Here is a 6,072-nt window from a genome sequence, read left to right as displayed (position 1 = left end):
ACCATGTAATTATAGCTCATTCGATCGTGTCTTCTCTGTTTGACCCTCATCAGTTAGTGTCAGTAACATGATACCTCATCTTTCCGAGAACCGCTATATAATCAGCGATACTTTTTGGCATTTGTCTCAAATCAAAATAAGCCAGTGCTCGATAAAAATAAGCTTCTACATAATCAGATTGAGTTTGAATCGCTTTACTAAAATCGGCAACAGCCCCTGACGCATCTCCCTTATCAAACCGAGTTAAACCCCGAACATAATAAGTCTTAGCATCTTGGGGATTGTTGAGTTTCAGAGGCGCATTAGCGGTGGGACTTGTATTGATTAAAAGAGCCGATCGATTTAACCCAGCCTCGGATAATTTAGATAGAAAAGTGTTGATAGGAATTGCTGAATTAAATCCCGTTTTGGAGATAGCATCTATAGATGCTCCTGTATCATTTGTCGAAAAATCTAGTTCGCCTTCTCCATGAATCCCAACTACGCGCCCTTCCCCATCAAATACAGGCCCTCCACTCATTCCTTTTTGAGTTATGGCAGTATAACGCAAGGTATAACCGCGCTTATGAGTCGGAGAACGACTGGTAACAAAACCCTGTGTAAACTCAGGATTCGGCTGATTTCTCGATCTATTATTTGGATAGCCAATCACAAAAATTTGTGTACCGCTTTCTGCTTGTAGGGAATCGCCTAAAGTTACAACTCGATAAGTTTCTGTACTGTTAAATGTTGCGACTGCTAAATCCAGTTCGTTATCGGTTTTTTGTAATGGTATAACACGGGTTACTTGATGTTCTTTTCCCGTAGAACTGCGAATCTTATAGGTAGCTTTACTATTTGGAACAACGTGCTTAGCTGTCAAAACCGTGTAAGTCGTGCCTTGTTTGGCAATGATAAATCCCGTCCCGCTACGACCATCTGTTCCATTAATTTGAAGGGTGACTGATTCAGCAATTTTAGCAATTTCTTGGGGAGTTTTTGCGAAAACTGGTGCTGCTGCAAAGACGACTATTCCTGCCACCGTTACTGTTCCTGCTAGGATGCTGGCGAGGGAATCAAACCGCGAATAATCCCTATTCATAGATGATTGCTGAAGACTAAGATTTTTTATACTCCGAATAGTATAGATGAAAATCTAATATTTTAAAACCAGAAAGCCTGGAGGGAATTTTTAGGCGATCGCGATTTTTATGACATTTCGTACATTTCGTAATTTTGCCATATTTTACTTGTGGATATTCTAGGTTAGCAGCCTCGCACTGCGTCCCGAAACACTTTCAAAGCTTCTTTTTCTTCCGACATTTGCAGACATCTCCCCAGCAATTCTAGATCCAAATCCGGCAACAGCATACTCCGAGAAACTAGCTCGTAACCCTCCGAGTTCAGTTGGTAAATCGAAAACACTCCGTCTTCCCAAAACCAAACTTCCGCTACGTTAAATCTGCGGTAGTATTCCAGTTTGTTGATTGTTCCGCTAGTAAAAGTAACTTCGATCGCCAAATCGGGTGTTTCTCGCCTCCGCCGGTCTTCGCCAAAGTAGTAAGATAAATCTGGTTCCTTGCTGCTGCCTTTTGTTTCCCCTTGGAGTGTAGCGCTACCCGTCGGTCTAAAACTCATATCTTTTTCTAAAAAGAATTGACCTAGCAGCAATGCCAGCAGGCATTTAATGGTTTCGTGTTCCGGCGAAAGTGTCATAATTTCTACATATCCGTCGAGGTAAGACAAGCGAACACTGCGAGTGTACTCTAGCAAGGAATCGAGAGCTTTGAACTGCTCCCAAGTCATTGATAGCGGCAAAATCAACCGCTGTTCTGGGAGTGCAGTCAATGGGGGGTGAATTGTAGCGGTCATTTATACTTTCCCCGAGTTTGAGTTTCCTACTTCTAGATTAGCTTAAAAACTATCTAAATGGAGAACTGTTTTAATATCAATCTTGCCAAATCCGCGATATCTGTAGGGACACGGCAGTGCCGTTTCCCTACCCAAAACTAGGACACGGCAGTGCCGTTTCCCTACCTGGAACTAGGACACGGCAGTGCCGTTTCCCTACCTGGAATTATCAATAGCTAAGCCAAAAACTGAAATTGAGAACCGTTAACTGCCAGAGCAAACGGACTCGCCGGTTCAAATGCACCGATAAGTTCAAAGTTATTCGTGTTTAAAACTATCCCCACAATCTGTCCATTTATTGCGTTTTCAATCACCATGTCGTTGATAATTCCGTCATTGTCGTAAGCAATCAAATTGTCGTCAGTGAAGATGAGGTCTAATTCTGTTAAACCGTCAGTCAAACCAATGCGATCGCCCTCGTCAAAGTTAAAATCGGTAATGACATCGGCTCCATTGACTCCAGGCTGTTCGTTGCTTCTGAGGATAAATATGTCAGCACCAAGGCCTCCCGTGAGTACGTCAATTCCCCGATCGCCCGCCAAGAAATCGTTGCCGTCATTGCCCTCTAAATCGTCGTCTCCTTGCCCTCCCCGCAGGATATCGTTCCCGGCCCCCCCAAAGATTAGGTCGTTGCCGCTGTCGCCCCTAACTACGTCGTTGCCATCATTTCCATCCACACCATCGTTACCTTTACCGCCGTAAATGATGTCATTTCCGCCGCCACCACCGATAATATCGTCCCCATTATTCCCTAATAGGCGCTCGTTGGAATCCGACGAACCTGCGATCGTATCGTTGCCGTCTAGTCCCCAAACTCCCCAGGGAAAAGACGACAAATTTCCATTCTCTACGTCAATGTCATCTGATGTAGCGAATCCCAAAAGACGCGGCCCGCCGCCAGAAAATACAGGAAATCCGGTGAAATCGCCGATGAGATTGTTAAGCGTTAAAGCCATAGATATGTCCTTTCAAAAGTGTTCCTACCTGTATTATATATTTTAATTATTCCATTGCCCAATAGCAACTTTATTGGTTTTGCTTTTAATAGTGCTGTCCCCGCTCGCGATTTGTAGAATACGCGAGCTCTTGAAGTGCTCGCACTATAAAAAAAATGCTTTTTACAAAACTGAGATGCTCCCGTTTGATTGGCTAAATTCGTGGCTCGCAACCTGCTTGCCACTTGCCAATTACAAATTACCAATTCAATTATCAATGCCCAATTCCAATTACCGGGCCTGTTCTTCATTCAACCGAAAGCTGCCATATATCTCGCCTGTGAGTCAAATATAGCCTTTCTCAAAAAGATGAGGTATGGCTGACGGCTTCTATAACCACATAAAAGAGGGCCCAAGCCCAACAACGTACCTGATATTTCTGAGAACCGCTATAGCATTAGTCGCTGACACTATCCACTACGGCACACCACTTATAATGGGTGTTACCAGCCAGGTCGCAAACACGTTAATATCACTTATAACGTCAAGACTCAGAGCTTGTTTGTGAAGAAAAGTAAAAATTTAGGAACATATCGTCCGAGAAAATACTTAGTTTCGGATACATACACAGAAACTTTACAAACAGGCTCTAAGTTCTTGACAAATCCATAAATCGCCGATCGCTCACATTGTTTAACAAAATCTACTGCTTTCAGGTGTTTTCCTCATGCCTACTCCTAAATCATCTTCCTCTCAAAACAATAACAACTCCGTAAAATCACTGCCAACGGCAGATCCAGATATCATTGCGACAGAGCAAGACAGTGAGAATCTGCCCAACGAACCAGATGTGGAACAGCTACTCGAAGCTTTGACGGCTCAAGTACCGACTCAATCTGCTGAAATTGAACGCTTGAAAACTTGGAAACAAGATTTAGAGCGACTGTTTCAATTTCTGGGCGATCGCCGCGTTTTAATCGCAGTGATGGAACCGGGAACTTTTGCTCTGCGTTACGCTAACGCGGCATTTTGTCGCTTGGCGGGCTGGGAGGGAACGCCTTTGGTAACTCAATCTCATAACGGTTGGTTTACAGAAACTGGGATCTGTTTGCTAGAACTGTTCGAGGATTGTGATGCAAAAATAGTAGAACAATTGTACCGCCGCCACCTTTTACACTGGGTATTTAAGCAATTTTATGAAATAAGCCTCGATGGTTTGCGGGTGCTAGATGAACCTGTCACGGTGAGCATTAAAAATCCGCAACAGGATGAATCTAGATTTATTGAATTTTGGCTGGGTTCGGAACAGTTAAAAATTACTCAGATTAATTCAAAAAAAGATGAATTTGCAGATCTTCCCTTAAATTTAATGCCTGTTGCAGAACGGGAAGCTTGGCTGATGCAGCCTAATCAATTGGGAAGTTTAGCCGATCGACTAAATTTAGATAATTACCGCATCGAAGGTTTGCTGCTGCTAGAAGGTTTTGATGTCACGGTACAGGAGCAAATTCGCCGCCTGACTCAGTTATTGATCGATCGCGATTCCATGCTGCGCCCTGACAAATTTGAGAGAATCGATCGCTATTTGCGATCGCTCTTTAATGCTGACGGCACTTTGCTTTTGCGCCCCGACGGCGAACAGGTACAGCTATTAGTTGCTAAAGACGGCCATCATTTGCAGCCGGTTGCTTATTCAATGGAGTCCCTAGAAACTTCTCACTTTTTCAAGGCTACCGCAGCAAATCAAGTTTGGAACGTCCCAGACTTGCGCCGGGAGTGCCGCACCGAGTGCGAGCGAACTTTGCGGAAAATGGGCGCTCAATCGATGCTGCTGGTGCCCCTGGTAGTCAAATCAGTCACCCGCGAGGGCTGCGGGCTGCGGATTTTGGGCGTTGTGGGGCTGTTGTGCGATCGCCCCAACCACTTCAACAACATTGACGCCCAACACGCCCAAGAACTCATTCCCGCCTTCATTGCAGCCCTGCGGCAAGCCATCCAGCAGCGGTTTACCCACATTCACAACATTCATCCCGCAGTCGAGTGGCGCTTCGCCCAAGAAGCAGAAAGGCGAAGTTGGGGACTGCCCCAAGAGACGATCGTATTTGCAGACGTTCATCCCCTCTACGGAATTTCCGACATCCGCGGTTCCAGCGACGAAAGAAACCGAGCCATTCAAACAGATTTGCTCGAACAATTCCGCTTGGGTTTAGCCATAGCCGATGCCGTTTGTAAAACACAAACTACCCACCTCGGCGAGCAACTGCGGCTCGACTTGCTCGACTACATCGAGCATTTAAAAGAAAAAGTCACAGTCGATATGGAGGTGCGAGCAGCCGAATATTTAAACGAGCGTTTAGAAGTGTATTTTGACTACTTTGTGCAGTGTAGCCCCACGGTTCAGGCAGCAGTTGAAGCTTACCAAGCCGCCTGCGATAACGAACACAACTGCGTTTATGGCGATCGTAACCGCTACGATCAAATGTTAAACCTAATCAGCACCAAACTCCAAGAAACCTGGACTCGCTGGCAAGAAAAAATGCAGCAAATCCTCCCCCACTACTGCGACATCGAATGCACCGACGGCATGGATCACATGATATATGTCGGAAAGGCGATCGATCCCAAATTCAGCCAATTTCATTTGCACAGTTTGCGGTACGAACAACTGCGAGCAATTTGCGACTGCGGTCGCACAGTTTTTCGCCTGCAAGCCGAGTCTCAAATTAACATGGAACTAGCCCATTTAGTCTTAGTACAAAATACCACCATCGACATTTTTCATAATGAAAATACCGAAAAAATGTTTGATGTCAAAGGCACCCGCGACATCCGCTACGAACTCGTCAAAAAGCGCATCGAAAAAGCCGTTGACAAAGACGCACAAGAGCGAATTACCCAATCAGGAATGCTAACCGTAGTTTATTCAACCGAAGACGAATGGGAAGAGTACCAACAATACCTGCGCTACTTGTCTCGCGAAGGTTGGGTAGAAGCAAAAGTGCAGACAGGGATGGTAGAATCACTGCAAGGAGTCAGCGGTTTAAAATTTGCCCGCGTCCGTATTTTACCGGAACCCGAATCAATTGTTCATATCAGTGAAGTTACGGTCGTACAAGATTGAAAATCGCTAATTTAAACAGCAATTACTACGAGTAAGGTGCGCTGCGGCGCACCCTACAAAATGTCTATTGATGAGTGCAAGCCTGACCCAGCAAGGTTTTCATCAAGCTTTTGTACGTTGCTTGTG

4 protein-coding genes are annotated in these 6,072 nt (G+C 45.1%); 1 reads left to right on the top strand and 3 read right to left on the bottom strand.

All coding sequences use genetic code 11. The features are described from left to right. Positions 1-49: 49 nt before the first annotated feature. The 3 genes from JGK11_RS20775 to JGK11_RS20765 all read right to left on the bottom strand — a co-directional run bounded on the left by JGK11_RS20775 (position 50) and on the right by JGK11_RS20765 (position 2,846). Positions 50-1,081, bottom strand: a complete 1,032-nt coding sequence (locus JGK11_RS20775) for a trypsin-like peptidase domain-containing protein (protein WP_293212682.1) — start codon at positions 1,079-1,081, stop codon at positions 50-52. Between the two features lie 164 nt (positions 1,082-1,245). After that, positions 1,246-1,851, bottom strand: a complete 606-nt coding sequence (locus JGK11_RS20770) for a Uma2 family endonuclease (protein ID WP_293212680.1) — start codon at positions 1,849-1,851, stop codon at positions 1,246-1,248. A 215-nt stretch (positions 1,852-2,066) separates the two neighbouring features. Beyond that, on the bottom strand, positions 2,067-2,846 hold the full coding sequence (locus JGK11_RS20765; protein WP_293181720.1) for a calcium-binding protein: 780 nt from the start codon (positions 2,844-2,846) through the stop codon (positions 2,067-2,069). A 706-nt stretch (positions 2,847-3,552) separates the two neighbouring features. On the opposite strand from JGK11_RS20765, the gene JGK11_RS20760 reads away from it, so the two are divergent. Beyond that, positions 3,553-5,946: a GAF domain-containing protein gene (locus JGK11_RS20760; RefSeq protein ID WP_293212678.1), complete on the top strand. Its 2,394-nt coding sequence runs from the start codon at positions 3,553-3,555 to the stop codon at positions 5,944-5,946. The last annotated feature ends 126 nt before the right edge of the window (positions 5,947-6,072 follow it).

Origin of the sequence: Microcoleus sp. PH2017_34_RAT_O_A (genome assembly GCF_020737885.1) — a bacterium.
In the GTDB taxonomy this organism is placed as follows: domain Bacteria; phylum Cyanobacteriota; class Cyanobacteriia; order Cyanobacteriales; family Microcoleaceae; genus Microcoleus.
The sequence above is the reverse complement of the archived record's forward strand: the minus strand, read 5'-3'. Positions and strand labels throughout refer to the sequence as shown.

Excerpts from the sequence above, each read along its gene's own strand:
- JGK11_RS20765 (WP_293181720.1), bottom strand. The coding sequence starts at position 2,846 with ATGGCTTTAACGCTTAACAATCTCATCGGCGATTTCACCGGATTTCCT.
- JGK11_RS20770 (WP_293212680.1), bottom strand. The coding sequence starts at position 1,851 with ATGACCGCTACAATTCACCCCCCATTGACTGCACTCCCAGAACAGCGG.
- JGK11_RS20775 (WP_293212682.1), bottom strand. The coding sequence starts at position 1,081 with ATGAATAGGGATTATTCGCGGTTTGATTCCCTCGCCAGCATCCTAGCA.
- JGK11_RS20760 (WP_293212678.1), top strand. The coding sequence starts at position 3,553 with ATGCCTACTCCTAAATCATCTTCCTCTCAAAACAATAACAACTCCGTA.